The following is a 17,848-nucleotide window of genomic DNA, read 5'->3' as shown; positions in this document are numbered from 1 at the left end:
TCAGACGTTGGATCAGCCGCCGATGACAGCCTTACGGGCGTCGATGATGGTCTGGTAGAAGCTCTGGTCGACCGGCGACCAATCAACGTAACCGCCGCCTGTGAAGGACTGGAAGCAGGTCTTGTCGGTCTTTGGCAGTTCGGCGAAGTAGGCGGTGACCTTCTTCTGAAGGTCGGCTGGCAGCTTCTGGGATACCATCAGCGGACCGTTCGGGATCAGCGGCGACTTCCAGACTTCGACGAGGTCGTCCATGTCGATCAGGCCCTTGTTGACCATGATGTGGAGGTTGCCCGAGGAATAACCCTGAGCCCAGTCGCCGGTGCCGGAGCCGAAGGTCGTGCCGACGTCGAACTTCTTGTCGAGAACGCCGAGAACGAGGTTCTCATGGCCGCCGCCGAAACCGGTTTCCGAGAAATACTGCTTGACCGGGGCGCCGACGGCCTTCGGGAGCGAGACGTTCGGGACGAGGTAGCCCGAGGTCGAGTCCGGATCGGCGAAGCCGAGCTTCTTGCCCTTGGCGTCGGCGAGCGTCTTGATGCCCGAATCCTTGCGGGCAACCATGATCGAGTAGTAGCCGGTCGAACCGTCGGCCTGCTTGGTGGTCAGGACCGGGGTAACGGCATTCGGGTCCTTGATGTAGATCGCTGCGTAGGAAGCCGCGCCCATGACGGCGAGGTCGATCGTGCCGCCGAGCAGGCCCTGGATGACGCCGTTATAGTTCGGCGACGGGAAGAGCTTGACTTCGGCAACGCCGGTCGCCTTGGAAAGGCCGGCCTTGACGCATTCGGTGCGGCGGATCTGGTCGGCTTCATTTTCACCGCCGTCGAGGCCGATACGCAGAACCTTGACGTCTTGGGCGAGGGCCTGGCCGGCGAGAGCGGAAATGGCGATCGTCGCCATCAGGATCTTGCGGAATGCAGACATGGAAGTCTCCTTTGGTGATTGGGGTGGTCAACCCGGAAAGGGCGTCAGTCTTCCGGCCGCGGGTCGCAGCCGGAAACGGGTCAGCGCATGGCGGCAGCTTCGGTCACCATGCCGGATGTGTCGATTGCGACCGCAGCCTCGCCGCGGCGGGTGGCTGCAAGGCTGGTCGATGTCATGGTCTCGTCGATCCCGGCGCCATCCTTGTCGGAACCGTAGATTTCGCGCACTGCATTGGCATTGAGTTCCTGCGGCGGACCGTCGAACACGACGCGGCCGCCCGCCATGCCGATGATCCGCTCGCAATAGCTGCGGGCGGTATCGAGCGTATGCAGATTGGTGATGACCGTGATGCCTTCGCGTTCGTTGATGTCGCGCAGCGCATCCATGACGATCTTGGCGTTGAGCGGATCGAGCGAGGCGATCGGCTCGTCGGCAAGCATCATTTTCGGTGCCTGCACCAGCGCCCGGGCAATCGCCACACGCTGCTGCTGGCCGCCCGACAATGTTCCGGCCGCCTGCAGCGCCGTCTGTTCGATGCCGAGCCGCTCGAGCGCCGCCATCGCCATGACGCGCTCGTCACGGCTGAAGATTTTCAAGAGGCTCATCGTCGTCGAGCGGTGATTGAGACGGCCGAGCAGCACGTTGGTCATCACGTCGAGGCGCGGCACCAGGTTGAACTGCTGGAAGATCATCGCGCAGTCGCGCTGCCAGTTGCGCAGTGCCCTGCCCTTGAGGGAGGAGACCTCGGATCCGTTGAAGTGGATGGAGCCGGAACTCGGCTCCTGCAGGCGATTGATCATGCGCAGCAGGGTCGACTTGCCGGCGCCGGAGCGTCCGATGATGCCGACCATCTGGCCCTGGGGAATCTCGACGTTCACGGCGTTCACCGCGATACGGTCGCCGAAACGGCGGGTGATGTCCCTCAACTCGAACTTCATGCTCTCTCGCCAATGCAGCCTTTTTCTGACTGCTCGATTAGCGATGGTTGATGAAGTCTGAATGTCGGTTTTATGTCGGTTTTATTATATTCCGAAAGCGCCTGCCGCGCTTTGGTTACGGGGCATGACGCGACACGAATTCTTCGGCCGAAAGTGCCCGGAAATCGTCGAGAGCTGCCCTCAGCTTCCGGTGGTCCCAATCCCACCAGGCAAGCCGGTCCATCGCGTCGCCGACCGCTTTTGTGAAACGCTCGCGGATGAGTTTTGCCGGCACGCCGCCGACGATCGTATAGGGCGCGACGTCCTTCGACACGACCGCGCCGGCACCGATCACCGCACCGTTGCCGATGGTGACGCCCGGCAGCACGGTGGCGCCATGCCCGATCCAAACGTCGTGGCCGATCGTGACGCGATGGTCGCGCCGCCATTCGAAGAAGCTCTTCTCGTCTTCGGCGTCGTCCCAGTAGCTGGCGGCGCGATAGGTGAAGTGGTGCAGCGTCGCCCGCCATGTCGGATGGTTGGTGGCGTTGATGCGCACGGAAGCCGCCATGTTGACGAACTTGCCGATCGTGGCGCACCAGATCGAGCCGTCCTGCATGATGTAGGAATAGGCGCCGATCTCGGCCTCGCTGATGCGGCAGCGCTCCGAAACTTCCGTGTACGGACCGAGCGTGGAATTGCTGACGTTCGCCGTTTCGTGGATCGCGGGCTGGAGCCCAACCTTGACGCTCATGCTGCGACTGCCTTTCGCGGAGAAAACTGCGAGACGTCGAGAACGCGGTCGGCAACGGCCTCACGCACTTCCTCGTCGTGGAAGATGCCGAGAAGGGCGACGCCTTCCCGCTTCTTGTCAGCGATCATGTCCACCACGACGCGCCGGTTGATCGCGTCGAGCGAAGCGGTCGGCTCGTCGAGGAGCAGGATGCGGTGGCTGGTGATGAAACCGCGGGCGATGTTGACCCGCTGCTGCTCGCCACCCGAAAACGTGGCTGGCGGCAGGCTCCAGAGCTCCCGCGGCAGATTGAGCTTGGCCAGAAGCTCGGCCGCCTTGTCGCGCGCTTCCGCGGCGGCGATGCCGCGGGCGACGAGCGGTTCGGCGACCACGTCAAGCGCGGAGACGCGGGGCACGGTGCGCAGGAACTGGCTGACATAACCGAGCGTATGGCGGCGCACGTCGAGCACGGTGCGCGGATCGGCACGGGCGATATCGACGATCCGGTCCTTGTGATCGACGAGGATCTGCCCGGCGTCGACGGCATAGTTGCCGTAGAGCATCTTGAGGATCGAGCTCTTGCCGATGCCCGACGGGCCGCCGAGCACGACGCATTCGCCGCTCGCGACCGAAAAGTTCACATCGTTGACGACCGGCAGCTTGATGCCGTCGCGCAGATGCATGGTGAAGCTCTTGAAGACCTCGGAAACGACGAGGGGAGTAGCCATGATCGTTTTTCCTCAGACCTGAAGAATGGAAGAGACGAGGAGCTGGGTATAGGGCTCGCGGGGGTCGTCGAGCACCCGATCGGTCAGCCCGTGTTCGATCACATGGCCGTCCTTCATCACCATCATCCGGTGCGAGAGGAGGCGGGCAACCGCGAGGTCGTGGGTGACGACGATCGCCGACAGGCCGAGATCGTTGACGAGGCCGCGCACCAGGTCGAGCAGGCGGGCCTGGACCGAGACGTCGAGGCCACCGGTCGGCTCATCCATGAATACCAGGCGCGGGCCGGTTACCAGGTTGCGGGCGATCTGCAGGCGCTGGCGCATGCCGCCGGAAAAGGCGCGTGGCTGGTCGTCGATGCGGTCGGTGCCGATCTCGACGCGGGTCAGCCAGTCGCTCGCCGTCTCGCGGATCTTGCCGTAATGCCGGTCGCCGACCGCCATCAGCCGCTCGCCGACATTGGCGCCGGCCGAGACCGTCATGCGCAGGCCATCGGCCGGGTTCTGGTGCACGAAGCCCCAGTCGGTGCGCATCAGGAAGCGCCGTTCGGCCTCGCTCATATGGTAGAGGTCGCGGAAATTGCCGTCGCGCATCCGGTATTCGACGCTGCCGGTGGTCGGCATCAGCCGGGTCGACAGGCAGTTGAGCAGCGTCGTCTTGCCCGAACCGGATTCGCCGACGATGGCCAGCACTTCGCCCGGCCAGAGCTCGAAGGAGACGTCCTTGCAGCCGATCCGGCTGCCGTAGAATTTCGAGACGCCGCTGACTTTGAGGAGGGGGGTGTCGGTCATGGCGTGTAGTCCTTGGATGTCGGTGCGTGTGGTTTATTCCTCTCTGTCCTGCCGGACGCCACTGCCTTCGCCGTCATCCTCGGGCTCGACCCGAGGATCCAGGCCATCGCGCTCCATGCGTCGAAATTTGGAGAGCCGCTGCGGCAAAAGAGTGTGGATCCCCGGGTCAAGCCCGGGGATGACGGAAGGTGAAGAGGGGGAGATGTCCGGCAGGACAGAGGGGGGTAAGCCACAACCGCCATCACTCAGCTGCCTCCTTGGCAGGCGCCAGCATGGCGCCGGCATGGCCGTGTTCGCGGCGGCCCTCGCAATTGTCGGTGTCTGAACAGACGAACATGCGACCGCCCTTGTCGTCCAGCACAACCTCGTCGAGATAGACGTTTTCGGCCCCGCAGAGCGCGCAGGGCTTGTCGAACGTCTGGATTTCGAACGGATGATCCTCGAAGTCGAGGCTGACGACGTCCGTATAGGGCGGCACGGCGTAGATGCGCTTCTCGCGGCCGGCGCCGAAGAGCTGCAGCGCCTCCGACCGGTGCATCTTCGGATTGTCGAACTTCGGCGTCGGCGACGGGTCCATCACGTAGCGGCCCGCGACCTTGACCGGATAGGCATAGGTCTTCGAAATCCGGCCGTTATGGGCGATATCCTCGTAGAGTTTCACATGCATGAGGCCGTATTCTTCCAGCGCATGCATCTTGCGGGTCTCGGTCTCGCGCGGCTCGAGGAAGCGCAACGGTTCCGGGATCGGCACCTGGTAGACGAGGATCTGGCCCTCGGCGAGCTTGTGCTCGGGAATGCGGTGGCGGGTCTGGATGATCGTCGCGTCCTTGGTGTGGGTGGTGACGGCGACATTGGCGACCTTCTGGAAGAAGGCGCGGATCGAGACCGCATTGGTCGTGTCGTCGGCGCCCTGGTCGATCACCTTCAGCACGTCTTGCGGGCCGATGATCGCCGCCGTCACCTGCACGCCGCCGGTGCCCCAGCCGTAGGGCATCGGCATCTCGCGGGAGGCGAACGGCACCTGGTAACCGGGGATGGCGATCGCCTTGAGGATCGCGCGGCGGATCATCCGCTTCGTCTGTTCGTCGAGATAGGCGAAGTTGTAAGTGGCGAGGTCCGTCATTTACGGCTACCTTTGAGCAATTGGGAGGGCATTTCATGGAATTCAGTGCCGAGACGCTTTCGAGTATCGTGCTCTTTGGCCTTATCGCGCTCGCGCTGCTCTATCGCGCCATTTTCGGACCGGGAAAGGGCAGCAGCAGTTTTGATGCGGATGGCGGCGATGGAGGAGACGGCGGCGACTGAAGGATGTGCGGCGGTTTCGGTCATTCCGCCGCCTCCCGCAGGTCCTTTCCGGCATTTCTGGCGGCTTCGACATCGGCGCGCATCTTGCGCACAAGCGCAAGCTCGGCCTGGAAGTCGACATAATGCGGCAGCTTCAAATGCTCGACGAAACCGGTCGCCTGGACGTTGTCGGAATGCGAGATCACGAATTCCTCGTCCTGCGCCGGCGCGGTAATGTCCTCGCCGAGCTCTTCGGCGCGCAGGGCGCGATCCACCAGCGACATCGACATCGCCTTGCGCTCGCTCTGGCCGAAGACCAGGCCGTAACCGCGGGTGAACTGCGGCGGCGCCTTGGACGAACCCTTGAACTGGTTGACCATCTGGCATTCGGTGATCCGGATGCGGCCGAGCGAGACGGCAAAGCCGAGTTCGGCGACTTCGATCTCGACTTCTACTTCCCCGATACGGACCTCGCCGACGAACGGATGGTTGCGGCCGTATCCCCGCTGGGTGGAGTAGCCGAGCGCCAGCAGGAAACCCTCGTCGCCGCGGGCGAGCGCCTGCAGGCGCAGATCCCGGCTCATCGGGAACTCCATCGGCTCGCGGGTGAGGTCGCCGGCCTGATGGTCCTCGGAAAACTCCCCATCCGCTTCGATCAGGCCTTCATGGGCGAGAATGTCGGAGACGCGCATGATGTGCTCCTGCGGCGCATCGCGGCGCTCCGGCTCCTCGACCGCCTCGTCGGTGAGCAGAGAAGGATCGAGCAGCCGGTGGGTATAGTCGAACGTCGCCCCGAGAAGCTGCCCGCCCGGCAGGTCCTTGTAGGTCGCCGAAACCCGCCGCTCGACCTTCATGGCAGCCGTATCGACCGGAACGGAAGAGCCGAAGCGCGGCAGAGTGGTGCGATAGGCCCGCAGCAGGAAGATCGCCTCGATCATGTCGCCGCGCGACTGGCGGATCGCAAGCGCTGCGAGCGCCTGGTCATAAAGCGAGGCCTCGGCCATCACGCGGTCCACTGCGAGGCCCAACTGCTCGACGATCTGCTCGATGGTGACGGAGGGAAGCGAGCGATCACCCCGGCGTCGGTCGGCCAGCAGTCTGTGAGCATTGTTGATGGCGGCCTCGCCACCCTTGACGGCAACATACATGGTTCATTCTCCTTGCCATTACCGGCATCCCATCAAGACGCGGGAAGGTTTGGTCGTTCGGCTTCGAAGGTTAAAAAGTCGGTCGACCGTTCATTGGGTGGCGATGCGTACAGTCCGCGGCAGGCACAACAGGTTCTTGCCGGCCGTCAGGATGACGTCGACGCCGCGCGGGAAGAGCGCCCGGTTGTCGGCCCAGAGCCGCAGAAAGACTTCCGGAAGGCCCTTCACCATGACGGTGGTCGCGTGCGGAATGCCAGGACCCGTCAGTGTCAGCGGCAGGCCTTCGCCAAGTGCTGCGACCTCGATCACCAGCGTCGTCGAGCGGTCCGGATATTCCTGCGTGCCGGCCGAGAAGAGGCCGAACGAGGCAAGCGCCGCGCCGGCTTCCACGAAAGCGAAGCGGGCCTCGGCCTTCTCGCGGGTGATCGGCGCACCGGTGTGGAAGCCGATCCACTCGCCGACGGCCGATTTGAAAAGCCCCGCACTCAGCCACACGGACGTTTCATGGTCGCAGAGCGTCATGGCGATCGCCCCGGCCGCTCCTCCAAGCGGCTCCGGCTGGCCGACATCCGGCCCGACGGTACGGATCGTTCCCGGACGGGCCATGCTGTCCATCAGCATGCGAAACACGTCCTGGGATTCGAAGACCGGCTCTCCGAACCCGCCGGAAAGCGCTTGCGTCTTGATGTTCATCAGTCGTCCCCCCGTACCATGGTGAAGAAATCGACGCGGGTCGCAGCCGTCTCCTCCGCCTTCTGTTTATCTTCCGTCGCGACGCGGGCCTCGATCGGACCGAGCAGCGCAGCCTCCACGAAATCGCGCGTGCCGGCCTCCTGCCAGAGCGCGTCGAAAATGGCTGCGAGCCGGACATTCGCCTTCGCGGTGCCGAGCGCCTGCGCATGGCCGGCGGTGCCGGATGCCAGAAGCACGGTCGCACGCGTCACCGTCGCCTCGCCGAGATTGAAGGGTGCGCCGCCACCGCCGATGCGACCGCGGACCATCACCAGTCCGGTCTCGGGCCCGCGCACCGGCTTGACCTCCGGTTTGGCTGGAAGCTTTTCCCAGGCGTCATGCAGTTCGTTCGTCGTCGCGCGCGCAAGAAGCCCGGCGGCGCGTCGGCGCGCGGCGATTTCTGCGTTCGGCTCGATTTGTTTCGCCAGGTCCATTGCCAAGCTCCTAAATGTCTATTGATATAGACAACCATACAAGTTATATGTACTACTAACTTTCTGATATAACAAGCGTGTGACATGGATACGGGGCAGACAAACGTTCACCGTCAAAACGGCGTGGCGCTATGGCGGCAGATCGCCGACCGCATTCGCGCCTCGATCGCCGATGGCGACTACGACGCGACCGGCAAGGTGCCGCCGGAATTCACGCTGGCCGCGCAGTTCGGCGTCAATCGCCATACGGTCAGGAGCGCGCTTGCCGCACTCGCTCAGGAGGGCATCGTCCGTTCGGTGCAGGGGCGCGGTACGCTGATCAAGCGCAAGGAACGGCTGAACTTCCCGATCACGCGTCGCACCCGGTTCAGCGAGGGCATCGGCGACCAGGCGCGGGAAAAGGAAGGCCTGCTGCTGCATTCGGCCCAGGAACCGGCCTCAGTCGACCTGTCGGCCCGGCTGCGCATTCCTGAAGGTGCGCAGGTGATCCGGCTGGAAACGCTGAGGAAAGCGGATCACCGCCCGGTTTCCCGCTCGACGACATGGTTTCCGGCCGACCGTTTCGGCGGCATCGAGGAGGCCTACAGCAAAAGCGGCTCGATCACGGTTGCATTCCGGATGCTCGGCCTTTCGGATTATCTGCGTGTCTCGACGGAGGTGACGGCTACCCATGCGGACGGTGCGGATCTCGCCGACCTGCAACTGTCGCCGGGAGCCATCATCCTCGTGGCCCGCGCCCTCAACACCGATCCGGACGGTGTCCCGGTGCAATACGCCGTCAGCCGCTTTCCGGCCGACATGGTGCAGTTCACGATCGAGAATTGAGTATCGGGATATGCTTGTGTAGTTGCAAAATTATAATTATATATTTGCAATGAACCTGATGCGTTTCGAATGGGATCTCGCAAAGGCGGCGACGAACGTCAAGAAGCACGGCATCAGCTTCGAGACCGCGGCGCGTGTTTTCGCCGACCCTTTCGTCCTGATCGAGCAGGATCGTATCGAAGGTGGAGAGCAGCGTTGGCAGGCCCTGGGTTCTGTTGATGGTCTCGCCATCCTGCTGGTTGCTCACACCGTCTATGAGGATGCGGAGGATGACGGTCAGACCTACGAGGTGATCCGCATCATTTCGGCACGAAAAGCCGATCCGAGAGAAAGACGACGTTATGAAGAAGAGCGCTGAGATCGTCAGATACGAAGTTGATAGGGATAGTCTGCCGCCTCTGACCGAGAAGCAGAAAGCTGAGCTTGCAGCCCTGTCGGAGCTTCCTGACGAGCAGATTGATTACAGTGACATTCCAAGGCTGACCGACGAACAACTCCAAAATGCCGGAAGGGGACGTTTCTATCGCCCCCTGAAACAGCAGATCACAGCCCGAGTGGATGCTGATGTGGTGGACTGGCTCAAGTCGCAGGGCAAAGGTTATCAGGCCCGCATGAATGCAATCCTTCGAAGGGAAATGCTGGCGTCGCTGAAATCCCAGAAGCGGACCTGATTGCTTCCGGCGCTCAATGCGCGCCGGACATGTCGCCGAGAACATCCTTGGAAGCGACGGTCGAGTCGGCCTTGAGCGTGTAGACCATCGGCACGCCGGTCGCGAGGTTGAGCTTGAGGATTTCTTCCTTGCTCAGCCGGTCGAGAACCATCACCAGCGAGCGAAGCGAATTGCCGTGTGCGGCCACGAGCACCTTTTCGCCGCGAAGCACGCGCGGCAGGATTTCCGTCATGTAGTAGGGCCAGACGCGGGCGCCGGTATCGCGCAGGCTTTCGCCACCCGGCGGCGGAATGTCGTAGGAACGGCGCCAGATATGCACCTGCTCCTCACCCCACTTGGCGCGCGCATCGTCCTTGTTGAGTCCGGAAAGATCGCCGTAGTCGCGCTCGTTGAGCGCCTGGTCGCAGATCGTCTCGAGATCCGGCTGGCCGACCTTGTCGAGGACGATCTTCAGCGTGTCCTGGGCGCGCTTCAGCACCGAGGTGAAGGCAATGTCGAACTTGATGCCCGTTGCCGCCAGCGCTTCGCCGCCGGCCTCAGCTTCCTGGATGCCGAGCGGCGTCAGATCCGGATCGCGCCAGCCGGTGAAAAGGTTCTTGAGATTCCAGTCGCTCTGGCCGTGGCGAACGAGGACGAGAGTTCCGCTCATGGGATGAATTCCTCCGGGAAGATTTTCAGGAAAGCCCGAGCACGTCGAGCATGGAATAGTTGCCGGGCTTCTTGTCGCGCGCCCAGAGCGCCGCGGCAACCGCGCCGCGGGCGAAGATCGAGCGGTCGCGCGCGCTGTGCGAGAGCGTCACCAGTTCCCCTTCGCCGGCAAGGACGACCGAATGGTCGCCGACGACCGAGCCGCCGCGCAGCGTCGCAAACCCGATCGTGCCGGTCGGGCGGGCGCCCGTATGGCCGTCGCGCACTCGGACCGACTGGCTTGCGAGATCGATGCCGCGGCCTTGCGCTGCGGCTTCGCCGAGCAGCAGCGCCGTTCCGGATGGCGCATCGACCTTGTGCTTGTGATGCATTTCGACGATCTCGATATCCCAGCCGGCGGCGGGCAAGGCCTTCGCCGCCTGCGCGACGAGCACGCCGAGCAGGTTGACGCCGAGGCTCATATTGCCGGACTTGACGACGCGCGCGTGACGGCCGGCCGCCTTGAACTTTTCCTCGTCCTCGACCGAGCAGCCGGTCGTACCGATCACGTGGACGATCCGCGCCTGCGCGGCGAGGACCGAGAAGGCGACGCTGGTCGCCGGCGTGGTGAAATCGAGCACGCCGTCGGCGTCGAGAAAAGCCTTCAGCGGATCGGAGGTTATGGGAACGTCGAGAGTTCCGACACCGGCAAGCTCGCCCGCGTCCTTGCCGATGAACGGCGAACCTTCGCGCTGAACGGCCGCGTGCAGCGTCACGCCTGCTGTTTCATGGATGACCCGGATCATGGCCTGGCCCATCCGGCCTGCAGCACCAACCACCACGAGTTTCATGTCATTTGCGGTCATGCGCGGTGCAGTCCTTGCTTCGTCGGTCGATCTTTTCGAGCGGTTACAGCTTGTTGGGACGAGCGTAAAGGCCGCTTTCGCACTGCGCAAGCATCTCTTGCCGCTCGTGTCCAGGAAAACGAGCCTCGCCCGCGACGATGATCTCGGGCCACTTCTAGCGTTGCCAGCGGCGGCCGTCCATGGAAAGGCCGTAGGCGGAAGGCGTGCGGGCAAAGCTCGCAAGGCCGGCGAGCGCCGCTTGCGGATGGGTTACCACGAAGGTCGGGATAGTGCCCATCAACTCCGTATGCGGCGCCTTGTCCTCGAAGGCGGCACGGAATTCAGGGCCTTTGAGCGCCGGGATGATCTTCTGTGAGATGCCGCCGGCGAGATAGACGCCGCCGCGCGCCATGAAGATCAGCGCCATGTCGCCGGCGACCCGGCCGAGATAGGTGGCAAATAGCGAAAGCGTTTCAACGGCCTGGGAATTGCCGCCATTCAGCCCATGGGCCGTGACGTCCGCCGGGTCGGAAAACGCGGGCTGCACCGCGTCCGCCGCGCAGACGGCCTGATAGATGTTCACGACGCCGCGCCCGCTCAGGATTTCTTCCGCGGAAACGCGGCCCTCGATGCGCTTGAGGTGCGGAAAAATCTCGAAATCCCGCTCCGAGCGTGGCCCGACATCCACATGTCCGCCTTCACCGGGAACCGGGAACCACATGTGGCGGGCATAGACGAGGCCGGCGACACCCAGGCCGGTGCCGGGACCCAGCACGACACGCGATGCCATATGCGGCTCGTTGTTTGCACCGAGCGTCTCGCGGTATTCGTCGGGCATGGCTGCGATAGCAAGCGCCTGGGCTTCGAAATCGTTGACCACCAGCACGTCCTCGAAGCCGAGATCGGCGATCATGCCCTTCGGCCGCACCACCCAGTCGCAATTGGTCAGATCGATCTCGTCGCCATCGATCGGCCCTGCGATGGCAAGGATCGCCGAACGGGGCTTTATCGAACTCCCTTCGAGCACGATTTTCTGGATCGCCTCATCGATCGTCGGATAGTCGGCGGTGCGCACGTTCGGGAACGGCTTCGGTTCCCCATCGGCGTCGAGGAGGATGGAGAAGCGGGCATTGGTGCCGCCGATATCGCCGATCAGGATCGGAAACGGCAACGTGTCGGTCTTCATGGTATCGGCCATCGGGAAGCTTAGTCCTTCTGAAAGTCGATGAGTTTTTCGGCGGTGGCGCGGTTGAGCGCCATCGGTATGTCATAGACCGTCGCAAGCCGCGTCAGCGCCTTGACGTCGACATCGTGGGGAAGGGCGCTCAGGGGGTCGATGAAGAAGATCAGCATCTGGACCTCGCCCGTGGCGATCATCGCGCCGATCTGCTGGTCGCCGCCGAGCGGGCCGCTCTTCAGCCGCGTCACTTCGAGGCCGGGGCAGGCATCCTGAACCCGGCCGCCCGTCGTGCCGGTAGCGACGATGCGGAACCGCGAAAGCGCTGCCTGGTGATGACGGGCAAAATCCGCCATGTCGTTCTTCTTCTGGTCGTGCGCGATCAGCGCAATGCAGGGCTTGGCCGACATGACTGGGTATCCTCGCCAGAACGATATTCAATCGATTTGTGACGCGTTCTAGCGTGCCGCTTCGCTCTTGGAAAGGTGGCGTCGAGACCGGCGTTTTCGATTGCCGGCCTCATCCGGACCTATTGCAGCGGACGCGGCGTCGGGATCGGCGTGTTATCGGAGGCGGGTGGCGGATCGTTGACGATCGCCTCGATGGTCTTTGCCGGTGCCGACGCGGCAGGCTGAGCCGTGTAGGCCACGGCGCTGCCGCCGAAGGTGGCGTCGTCTTCGGAGCGCGAGGGAGCGGCAAGCACGGCTGCACAGGCTTTCGGCAGATCCGAGAGCATGACCTGGCGAGGCTTGACCGGCTTCTTGTTCGGATCCGGCTTCGGCGGCGGCGCCCACGGCTCCTTGCTGAACCACCAGGCGAGGGAATTGTCGCAGCCGTCGCCCCTGGCGACCGGCGCCTGGCTCTGGCAGGCCGCAGCGCCGGCCGGGCAGTGGATGCGGATATGGAAATGTTCGTCATGGCCGTAGACCGGCCGCACCTTGCCGAGCAGGCTTCGGTCGCCGGTCCAGGTTTCGCATAGCTTCTTCTTGATGGCGGGGTTGACGAAGACCCGCTCCACCTGCGGATAGCTCGCCGCCTGCATGACGACCTTGGCGTGGGTGCTGGTCCAGCGGCTGGGATCGACGGTCAGGAACTTGCTCTTGTCGAGCATGGAGGTGAAGGGCAGGCTTTCGCGTTGCTGCGCGCTCAGAGGCTGGGCGGGTTTCGGCGTGAACCAGATATCGGCGTCGAGGCCGATCTGGTGTGAGGCATGGCCGGTAAGCATCGGACCGCCGCGCGGCTGGGAAATGTCGCCGACGAGGATGCCGGAACCCCAGCCGAGCCTTGCGGCATCGCCGGAGAACCGTTCGAGCAATGAGATCATTGCCGGATTGCCCCAGCGGCGGTTGCGCGAGAGGCGCATCGCCTGCCAGGTCGGTCCGTCGGTCGGTAGCGCCACGGCGCCGGACATGCAGCCCTTCGCATAAAAACCCAGCGGCTCCGCCTCCGCCATGCTCGGGAGCTTCACGGTGCCAAAAAGCTGTTTCGCCGGCGTGCCTTCCTGCGCTGCCACCGGCCCTGTGAAGGTGCCGCAAAGGAAAGCGGTCATCGTCAACCGCAAAATAGTACCCGAAATCGATCTCATGCCCATCCGCCGCAAATCACCTGATCGCCTCGAATCTACCGTGAAACAGGATTTTGGTGAAATGGAGATGGCGGAAGCCCAGCCGATTTCCGGTAGATAAACGCCGGATAAAACGGATGTGAGCGCCGGACTCCTGTTTTTCGCCGCCTTTTGTCCTATGCTTCACCGCAACAGAGAAACTCGGAAGAGGTAACGAATGGTTCTGGCTCGGCTGAAGGTAGGTTTCGCGATCGTCATGGCGACGGTTCTAGCAGCGTCGAACGTGCCGGCCCAGGAACCGAAATGGCGGCATGGCATGGCCGTTGTCGGTGACCTCAAGCTGCCGGAAGGCTTCAAGCAGCTTCCCTATGTCGATGTGAACGCGCCGAAGGCCGGCGAGCTGCGCCTCGGCGACGAAGGCACGTTCGACAACCTCAACCTAGTGATCGACCGGGGTGCGGTGGCTTCGGGCGTCAGCCTGATCTACGACACGCTCATGAAACGGTCGGAGGACGAGGTTTTCGGCACCTACGGCCTTTTGGCCGAGGCGGTGTCCTATCCCTACGATGTGTCTTCGGTGACGTTCCGGCTGAGGCAGGAGGCGAAATGGGCGGACGGGAAGCCGGTCACTCCGGAGGACGTAATCTTCAGCCTGGAGAAGCTGAAGGAGCACAGCGCCCTCTATTCCGGCTACTATCGGCACGTCACCGCTGCTGAAAAGACCGGCGATCGCGAAGTGACCTTCCGCTTCGACGAAAAGAACAACCGCGAACTGCCTTCGATCGTCGGCGATTTTCCGGTCCTGCCCAGGCACTGGTGGGAAGGCAAGGACGCACAGGGCAACCAGCGCGACATTTCCCGCACCACGCTGGAGCCGCCGATCGGGTCCGGCCCCTACAAGATCGGCGCCGTTCAGCCGGGCTCCACCATTCGTTACGAGCTGCGCGACGACTACTGGGGCAAGAACCTGCCGATCAACCTCGGCCAGTATAACTTCCGGACGATCAGCTATACCTATTTTTCGGATGCCGACGTGGAATTCGAGGCTTTCCGGGCGGGCACGATCGACTACCGCCAGGAAAACAGTTCGAGCCGCTGGGTCACCCGTTATGATTTCGATGCGGTGAAGGACGGGCGGGTTATCAAGGAAGCACTGACCAATCCGTTCAAGGCCGTCGGCGTCATGCAGGCTTTCGTGCCGAACATGCGGCGCGACATCTTCAAGGATTCGCGCGTCCGCGAGGCGCTGAACTACGCCTACGACTTCGAAGATCTCAACAAGAACCTTGCCTATGGCGGCCTGAAGCGGGTCGACAGCTTCTTCTGGGGCACCGAGCTTGCTTCATCCGGCCTGCCGCAGGGGAAAGAGCTGGAGATCCTCAACGGATTGAAGGACAAGGTTCCGGCGCGGGTCTTCTCCACTCCGTACACCAACCCTGTCGGCGGTGACCCCAACAAGGTGCGCGATAACCTGCGCACGGCCATCAGCCTGCTGAAGGAGGCGGGCTGGGAGCTGAAGGGCAACCGGATGGTCAATGCCAAGAGCGGGCAGGCCTTGGGTTTCGAAATTCTCCTGAACAGCCAGTCGCAGGAGCGAACCGTGATGCCGTATGTGACCAGTCTCAAGAAAATCGGCATCGATGTCCGGCTCCGGATAGTCGACGCGTCGCAATATATCAATCGAATCCGCAGCTTCGATTATGACATGATGTACGGGGTTTGGGCCCAGACCATGAACCCCGGCAACGAACAGGCGGACTACTGGGGATCGGCGTCCGTCAACCGGCCTGGATCACGCAACTATGCAGGCATCGCCGATCCTGCGGTGGATCAGCTGATCAACATGATTACCTTTGCCCAGAACCGGGATGATCAGGTGGCGGCCGTCAAGGCGATGGACCGGGTGCTGCTCGCCAACCACTTTGTGGTCCCCATGTTCTATTCAGGCGAAGCGAGGATCGCCTACTGGAACCGTATCACGCATCCGCAGAGACTGCCGGAATACAGCACAGGTTTCCCCGAGACCTGGTCGGCCAGAAGCGCCTTGAAGTGAAGATCTGGCGCGCCCTTGCGCCGCCGACCGGCACCTGTTCCAAATGAACCCGTATGATTCGCACCGGAAAAGAGGAAAGAGCCATTTGATCGGCATTGGGATATGCGGTGAGACAAGCCCCGTGGCCACGGGCGGGGCGCTCTGATGGGCGCCTATATTCTCCGCCGTCTTCTGCTGATGATACCGACGATCGTCGGCATCATGGCGATTTCCTTCCTCGTGGTGCAGTTCGCGCCGGGCGGCCCGGTCGAGCAGGTGATCGCCCAGATCCAGGGCCAGGATACCGGTGATCGGCTTTCCGGCGGTGGCGGCGACGTGCTCCAGCAACAGGGCGGAGGCGAGGAAAGCCGTTACCGCGGCGCTCAGGGCCTCGACCCCGAATTCATCGCCAAGCTCGAGAAGCAGTTCGGTTTCGACAAGCCGCCGGTGACGCGGTTCCTCGACATGATGTGGAACTACATCCGCTTCGACTTCGGCGAGAGCTTCTTCCGAAATACTTCGGTTCTGGATCTCATCATCGACAAGATGCCGGTGTCGATTTCGCTCGGCTTCTGGATCCTGATCGTCTCCTATCTGATCTCGATCCCATTGGGGATCCGCAAGGCGGTCAAGGATGGCTCGACCTTCGACGTATGGACCTCCGGCGTGATTATCATCGGTTATGCAGTGCCGAGCTTCCTGTTCGGCATCCTGCTGATCGTGCTTTTCGCGGGCGGTTCCTTCTTCGACTGGTTCCCGCTGCGCGGCCTGGTTTCGGACAACTTTTCGGAACTTTCCTGGTGGGAAAAGATCATCGACTATTTCTGGCACCTGGCATTGCCGCTGATCGCCATGTCGCTATCGGCCTTCGCAACCACCACTCTGCTCACCAAGAACTCGTTCATCGACGAGATCAAGAAACAGTATGTGACAACCGCGCGCGCCAAGGGCCTCAACGAGCGGCAGGTTCTCTACGGCCACGTCTTCCGCAACGCCATGCTCATCGTCATCGCCGGCTTTCCGGGCGCCTTCATCTCGGCCTTCTTCACCGGTTCGCTGCTGATCGAGAACATCTTCTCGCTCGATGGACTGGGGCGCCTCGGTTATCTCGCGATCGTCAACCGCGATTACCCGATCGTTTTCGGCACGCTCTACATCTTCTCGCTGATGGGCCTGTTCGTCAGCCTGATTTCGGACCTGATCTATACCTGGATCGATCCGCGCATCGATTTCGAGCGGAGGGATGTCTGATGGAGGCGACCGCCGCAAAGACCACCGTGCAGACGGCACCGCCGCAGAAGCGGCCCTGGATCACGCCGACCAACCGCCGGAGACTCGCCAATTTCCGCGCCAACGGGCGCGGTTACTGGTCCTTCTGGCTGTTCATGGTCCTTTTCGTGCTCAGCCTGTTTGCGGAACTCATCGCCAACGACCGGCCGATTATCGCCTCCTATAAGGGCGAGATCCTCTACCCGGTCCTCGTGGATTACCCGGAAGAGAAGTTCGGCGGCTTCCTGGCGACGACCGATTACCGGTCCGATTATATTCAGCAGGAAATCGAGGCGAACGGCTGGATGGTCTGGCCGCCGATCCGCTATTCCTACCAGACGGTCAACTCGAACATCCCTCATTCGGCGCCGACCGAACCCTTCTGGCTGATGGAGAAGGCGGATCGCTGCGCGGCCTATCCGCAGAAGGATCAGGACCCGAACTGCGTCCTCGGCAACCTGAACTGGCTCGGGACCGACGATCAGGCACGCGACGTGACCGCCCGCATGATCTACGGCTTCCGCATCTCGGTCCTTTTCGGTCTGGTGCTGACGATCTGCTCGGCAGTGATCGGCGTGACAGCCGGCGCGGTCCAGGGTTATTTCGGTGGATGGACGGACCTGCTGATGCAGCGGTTCATCGAGATCTGGTCGTCCATGCCGGTTCTCTACATCCTGCTGATCATCGCCTCGATCCTGCCGCCGGGTTTCTTCGTCCTGCTCGGCATCCTCCTGCTGTTCTCCTGGGTCGGCTTCGTCGGCGTGGTCCGCGCCGAGTTCCTGCGGGCCCGCAATTTCGAATATGTCCGCGCCGCCCGCGCACTCGGCGTCGGCAACTGGACGATCATGTCCCGGCACCTGCTGCCGAACGCCATGGTCGCGACACTGACCTTCCTGCCCTTCATCCTGTCGGGTTCGATCGCCACGCTGACCTCGCTGGACTTCCTGGGCTTCGGCCTGCCGGCCGGCTCTCCGTCTCTCGGCGAGATGATTTCGCAGGGAAAGAACAACCTGCAGGCGCCATGGCTCGGCTTCACCGCCTTCTTCACCATGTCCATCATGCTGTCATTGCTGATCTTCATCGGGGAAGCGGTGCGCGATGCCTTCGATCCCAGAAAGACGTTCGGGTGAGCGCGGGTCGTAATTGCGC

The 17,848-nt window shown here is 62.8% G+C and carries 21 protein-coding genes; 6 read left to right on the top strand and 15 right to left on the bottom strand.

The features are described 5' to 3' along the window. Positions 1–12: 12 nt before the first annotated feature. The 10 genes from phnD to phnG form a co-directional block, all read right to left on the bottom strand. Positions 13–924 (bottom strand): phosphonate ABC transporter substrate-binding protein, encoded by a 912-nt coding sequence (gene phnD / locus ACZ9EJ_RS17480; RefSeq protein ID WP_046634075.1) that lies wholly within the window; start codon positions 922–924, stop codon positions 13–15. Positions 925–1,004: 80 nt separating this feature from the next. After that, entirely contained in the window at positions 1,005–1,862 is an 858-nt protein-coding gene (phnC, locus tag ACZ9EJ_RS17475; RefSeq protein ID WP_046639644.1) for a phosphonate ABC transporter ATP-binding protein, read from the bottom strand. Positions 1,863–1,977: 115 nt separating this feature from the next. Further along, positions 1,978–2,595, bottom strand: a complete 618-nt coding sequence (locus ACZ9EJ_RS17470) for a DapH/DapD/GlmU-related protein (RefSeq protein ID WP_046639645.1) — start codon at positions 2,593–2,595, stop codon at positions 1,978–1,980. Then, positions 2,592–3,302: a phosphonate C-P lyase system protein PhnL gene (gene phnL, locus ACZ9EJ_RS17465; protein WP_046639646.1), complete on the bottom strand. Its 711-nt coding sequence runs from the start codon at positions 3,300–3,302 to the stop codon at positions 2,592–2,594. The genes ACZ9EJ_RS17470 and phnL overlap by 4 nt, the downstream gene beginning before the upstream one ends. 12 nt (positions 3,303–3,314) lie before the next feature. Further along, positions 3,315–4,091: a phosphonate C-P lyase system protein PhnK gene (gene phnK / locus ACZ9EJ_RS17460; protein WP_007758030.1), complete on the bottom strand. Its 777-nt coding sequence runs from the start codon at positions 4,089–4,091 to the stop codon at positions 3,315–3,317. A 241-nt stretch (positions 4,092–4,332) separates the two neighbouring features. Then, positions 4,333–5,214 carry an alpha-D-ribose 1-methylphosphonate 5-phosphate C-P-lyase PhnJ gene (locus ACZ9EJ_RS17455; protein ID WP_046639648.1) on the bottom strand — a complete coding sequence of 294 codons (882 nt, stop codon included), beginning with the start codon at positions 5,212–5,214 and terminating at the stop codon, positions 4,333–4,335. Continuing rightward, entirely contained in the window at positions 5,211–5,420 is a 210-nt protein-coding gene (locus ACZ9EJ_RS17450) for a hypothetical protein (RefSeq protein WP_251090385.1), read from the bottom strand. Before ACZ9EJ_RS17450 ends, ACZ9EJ_RS17455 begins: the two co-directional genes overlap by 4 nt. Beyond that, entirely contained in the window at positions 5,417–6,523 is a 1,107-nt protein-coding gene (locus ACZ9EJ_RS17445; RefSeq protein ID WP_046639649.1) for a carbon-phosphorus lyase complex subunit, read from the bottom strand. The genes ACZ9EJ_RS17450 and ACZ9EJ_RS17445 overlap by 4 nt, the downstream gene beginning before the upstream one ends. 90 nt (positions 6,524–6,613) lie before the next feature. After that, entirely contained in the window at positions 6,614–7,216 is a 603-nt protein-coding gene (phnH, locus tag ACZ9EJ_RS17440) for a phosphonate C-P lyase system protein PhnH (RefSeq protein WP_046634061.1), read from the bottom strand. Then, a complete protein-coding gene (phnG, locus tag ACZ9EJ_RS17435; protein WP_046639650.1) occupies positions 7,216–7,689 on the bottom strand; it encodes a phosphonate C-P lyase system protein PhnG in 474 nt (157 codons plus the stop codon). The genes phnH and phnG overlap by 1 nt, the downstream gene beginning before the upstream one ends. An 84-nt stretch (positions 7,690–7,773) precedes the next feature. On the opposite strand from phnG, the gene phnF reads away from it, so the two are divergent. From phnF to ACZ9EJ_RS17420, 3 genes are read left to right on the top strand one after another with little or no spacing between them, the layout of a single operon-like run. Further along, positions 7,774–8,514 carry a phosphonate metabolism transcriptional regulator PhnF gene (gene phnF / locus ACZ9EJ_RS17430; protein WP_046639651.1) on the top strand — a complete coding sequence of 247 codons (741 nt, stop codon included), beginning with the start codon at positions 7,774–7,776 and terminating at the stop codon, positions 8,512–8,514. A gap of 58 nt (positions 8,515–8,572) precedes the next feature. Then, positions 8,573–8,872 carry a BrnT family toxin gene (locus ACZ9EJ_RS17425; RefSeq protein ID WP_251090384.1) on the top strand — a complete coding sequence of 100 codons (300 nt, stop codon included), beginning with the start codon at positions 8,573–8,575 and terminating at the stop codon, positions 8,870–8,872. Beyond that, on the top strand, positions 8,856–9,185 hold the full coding sequence (locus ACZ9EJ_RS17420) for a BrnA antitoxin family protein (RefSeq protein ID WP_046639653.1): 330 nt from the start codon (positions 8,856–8,858) through the stop codon (positions 9,183–9,185). The genes ACZ9EJ_RS17425 and ACZ9EJ_RS17420 overlap by 17 nt, the downstream gene beginning before the upstream one ends. Before the next feature lie 13 nt (positions 9,186–9,198). On the opposite strand, the gene ACZ9EJ_RS17415 is transcribed toward ACZ9EJ_RS17420, so the two are convergent. The 5 genes from ACZ9EJ_RS17415 to mepA form a co-directional block, all read right to left on the bottom strand. Beyond that, positions 9,199–9,834 (bottom strand): 2,3-bisphosphoglycerate-dependent phosphoglycerate mutase, encoded by a 636-nt coding sequence (locus ACZ9EJ_RS17415; RefSeq protein ID WP_046639654.1) that lies wholly within the window; start codon positions 9,832–9,834, stop codon positions 9,199–9,201. A 25-nt stretch (positions 9,835–9,859) separates the two neighbouring features. Continuing rightward, entirely contained in the window at positions 9,860–10,678 is an 819-nt protein-coding gene (gene dapB / locus ACZ9EJ_RS17410; RefSeq protein WP_046639655.1) for a 4-hydroxy-tetrahydrodipicolinate reductase, read from the bottom strand. A gap of 154 nt (positions 10,679–10,832) precedes the next feature. Continuing rightward, a complete protein-coding gene (locus tag ACZ9EJ_RS17405) occupies positions 10,833–11,855 on the bottom strand; it encodes a glucokinase (protein ID WP_046639656.1) in 1,023 nt (340 codons plus the stop codon). 8 nt (positions 11,856–11,863) lie between these two features. Then, the gene (locus tag ACZ9EJ_RS17400) at positions 11,864–12,244 is read right to left on the bottom strand and encodes a methylglyoxal synthase (RefSeq protein WP_046639657.1); all 381 of its coding nucleotides are present in this window, start codon (positions 12,242–12,244) and stop codon (positions 11,864–11,866) included. Between the two features lie 119 nt (positions 12,245–12,363). Further along, positions 12,364–13,383 carry a penicillin-insensitive murein endopeptidase gene (gene mepA / locus ACZ9EJ_RS17395; RefSeq protein ID WP_046639658.1) on the bottom strand — a complete coding sequence of 340 codons (1,020 nt, stop codon included), beginning with the start codon at positions 13,381–13,383 and terminating at the stop codon, positions 12,364–12,366. Between the two features lie 232 nt (positions 13,384–13,615). On the opposite strand from mepA, the gene ACZ9EJ_RS17390 reads away from it, so the two are divergent. The 3 genes from ACZ9EJ_RS17390 to ACZ9EJ_RS17380 all read left to right on the top strand — a co-directional run bounded on the left by ACZ9EJ_RS17390 (position 13,616) and on the right by ACZ9EJ_RS17380 (position 17,829). Next, a complete protein-coding gene (locus ACZ9EJ_RS17390; protein WP_046639659.1) occupies positions 13,616–15,451 on the top strand; it encodes an extracellular solute-binding protein in 1,836 nt (611 codons plus the stop codon). A 144-nt stretch (positions 15,452–15,595) separates the two neighbouring features. Then, a complete protein-coding gene (locus ACZ9EJ_RS17385; protein WP_046639660.1) occupies positions 15,596–16,681 on the top strand; it encodes a microcin C ABC transporter permease YejB in 1,086 nt (361 codons plus the stop codon). Beyond that, entirely contained in the window at positions 16,681–17,829 is a 1,149-nt protein-coding gene (locus ACZ9EJ_RS17380) for an ABC transporter permease (RefSeq protein ID WP_046639661.1), read from the top strand. The genes ACZ9EJ_RS17385 and ACZ9EJ_RS17380 overlap by 1 nt, the downstream gene beginning before the upstream one ends. The last annotated feature ends 19 nt before the right edge of the window (positions 17,830–17,848 follow it).

It is taken from the genome of Neorhizobium sp. USDA 3394 (assembly GCF_056280385.1).
This window is presented reverse-complemented; position numbering and strand designations above follow the sequence as displayed.